Source organism: Bacteroidales bacterium (assembly GCA_018334875.1).
Lineage (GTDB): Bacteria > Bacteroidota > Bacteroidia > Bacteroidales > UBA12077 > JAGXLC01.
In genome coordinates this window covers 1-2,833 of record JAGXLC010000493.1, presented here as the reverse complement: position 1 = coordinate 2,833, position 2,833 = coordinate 1, and the positions used below count along the sequence as shown (strand labels likewise).

At 43.0% G+C, this 2,833-nt stretch carries 2 protein-coding genes; both read right to left on the bottom strand.

The features are described from left to right. Positions 1-1,224 (bottom strand): family 78 glycoside hydrolase catalytic domain (locus KGY70_20335; GenBank protein ID MBS3777553.1); only part of this gene is annotated, 1,224 nt, incomplete at its 3' end. A gap of 169 nt (positions 1,225-1,393) precedes the next feature. Next, a complete protein-coding gene (locus KGY70_20330) occupies positions 1,394-2,560 on the bottom strand; it encodes a glycoside hydrolase family 99-like domain-containing protein (protein MBS3777552.1) in 1,167 nt (388 codons plus the stop codon). Positions 2,561-2,833 lie beyond the last annotated feature (273 nt).

The window sequence follows — 2,833 nt, the reverse complement described above, 5'->3', positions numbered from 1 at the left end:
ATAAACATCCCGAGCTTTGGCTGAGCGGTTGGGGCTGGTGTCAATGGTATCCGTCAAATCTTTGAGGGATTCATTCTTCATCATAGCCATACTGTGGACCGAGGTGGGAGAAGTGCGCATAACCACTCTGCTGCCTTCTCCTCCTTTTACGCGAAGGCGCGGCCAGCCCGTGATGTTCTGTCCAAAATCATAAACATAGACTCCCTCTACAGGCTCCCACATGCGAACGGGTCTTAAAGTTTTTGTAACGCGCATGGGAGGCATTAATTGGGAAGAAACGCGACGGCTATCCGGGGTCTCCAGTTGAACAGCATTTTCCCAGTCCGAAGCGTCAAAACCGGCCGTGTTCCATCCCGGTTTTTCCTCCCGGGCATCATATACTTCGCCGTCAAATATGCTGTTCTCTACAACAGGACCGCCGGATACTTTCCAGTTCTCATCTGAGACTACGCGCGTGACACTTCCATCTGTGTGTCTAACAAGAAGTTGAAAAAGCAACTGGGGACGATCTCCGTAACGCTTGGTCGTCCGGTGCTTGAGATAGCCCTTGCCAAGCCAAGCCCCGACAACATTATTATTTCCCTTCAGGTGATCGGTTACATCATAGGTCTCATAAAGGGCTCTTTTGTTATAATCGGTAGTAGAGGGATCAAGTACATGATCACCAATTTTCTCTCCATTAACATATAACTCATAATATCCCAGGCCAACAATATAAGCATAAGCCTCGCGTACCGGTTTGTTTAGCTGAAACTCCCTGCGTAATAGCGGAGCCGTGATCGTGGTATCAGCCGCACCAATCCACTGGCCTTCCCAGTCGCTGTTTTCCATAGGCCCTACGTGGAAATAAGCGGTTTCACTCCAGTCACTTGGTTGTCCACTTTGGTCCCAAATGCGGACCCTCCAATAATACGTCTCACCAGTCTCGAGGGGGGAGCCTTCATAAGCAACATTAACCGACTGATCATCGGATATTTTTCCAGGATCCCACATCTTAGCCCCGGAGTTATTCAGGGCTTCGCGGTCGCCGGCAACCTGAATCTGATAAGCTGATTGCCCTACACCTCTTTCCTTACCCTCAAGTATCCAGGAAAACCTTGGATCAGGCATATCAATGCCCATGGGGTTTTCTCTGTATTCTACTTTAAGGTTCGAGGCACTGACAGGCTGGGCTTTTACCAAACCTGTATTTAACGCAGTCATTGCTGCAATAATTAATACCATTAAAAATAAAATTTTGCCATGTCTCATGATTATTAGTCTTTTTTTGATTTGTGCTTGGTTATTCCATATAAAAAAATTCTTCTAAGAGAATGCTAACCGGTACAGGTGAATTCATTTTTGTTTCATAAAATGCAGCCATAGCAGGCCAACCAGTTGCTGTCCAAAAGCGTTATTCACGATGATATTGGTCATATGTGCCTTTCATTATTTTTTCCACCGCTTCGAGATATCCATATCCCCACCGCATATCAGGCTCAAGGTAACTTCCTTCAACCCATTCGTTCCAGGCATTTATTGTGATCAGGTTCGGCTCATCGGGATGATTATCCACATAGTCTTTTGCTTTCTGCAAATAAGCAGCAAAACTTTCGGGGTTATTATGAATATGTACAACAGACTCCTTTCCCTTTTGAGGATACCGTGGAGTGTTATCCCATCCAATGGAGACATGAGGAGAAAAGGGTATCTCCAGAGTTTTATCCCACTTATTCATTAGTGAAAAAGCTTGCTCACCCCATTTTATATAATCCTCATTCAACCCATAGTGAACCCATTGGTATGAAGTAACACTATTTGCGCCAAGCTCCGTGACAAGTTCTTTGATATTATATTTCTCTCCGTATTTTCCACCCAATAAAAAGGGTTCATCATTTCTTGCTCTTCCAATCAATTGCAGATGTAAACCCGGAAAACCCGCTTCCTTTACTTTACTCCGAAAATGCTTCAAAGCTTCTTTTGTTCCTTCGATACCATCAAAACTGCTTATAAGATTTTCTAGATGGTAAATGGAAAAAACAGGTTCTCCTTTGATTTTCAAGTAAGAAGGATGTTTGAAATATTTATTGATTACCCTGTCCACAATGGTCTTAAAATTCTTCCAGTCTACCGTCCCTTTCCAAATAACAGAATCTAAATCATATTTTTGGTGATTCCATACACCTTTGGCATCATGATTGGCCCACATCAGATAAAACTTCAGCCGTTCGTTATTATCTGCCTTAAGGAAACCTTTATTGACCGTTTCTTCCAGGAATGGTTCACCGTCGTACCAATACCAGTCGAAAATAAAGGCATCCACTCCATGGTCAGCAGCGGCAGCAATCTTCTTTTCCATATCCTGAGGATTATTTCCCATTTCATAGCCCCAAAGGGGTTGGCGTGGTTGATAATGCCCCTTGAAGCGGGGTTCTGTCTTTTTGATCATTTCCCACTCACCGATCCCTTCACTCCAAAAAACTTTACGGCTTCTTGGTTCATCATGGGTAGAAGGCCAGTAATAAGCCGCTACGGTATAATCCTCATCATAAACCTGCCTATCGGAATTATCATCTTTCATTTCAGGCGATGGATTGCATTGCCAGCAAAGCATTAGTCCTATCAATAATAAGACAATGCCAAAAAATTTTAAAAAGCTGTGATTGATGCGCATATTAAATTCATTAGTGTAACAGTTTATTAAAGGTTTGAATTTCAATTTAATTCACATGTCAAATTCCCAAACTCTGCTTGTATTACCATGGAACCCGCATGTTACTCATGTTCTTGTTGTGAAGGTTCCTGGATGCGGGTTTCATTTAGATCATTCAATATCATTAATCCTTTAGACATA

Excerpts from the sequence above, each read along its gene's own strand:
- KGY70_20330 (MBS3777552.1), bottom strand. The coding sequence starts at position 2,560 with ATGAAAGATGATAATTCCGATAGGCAGGTTTATGATGAGGATTATACC.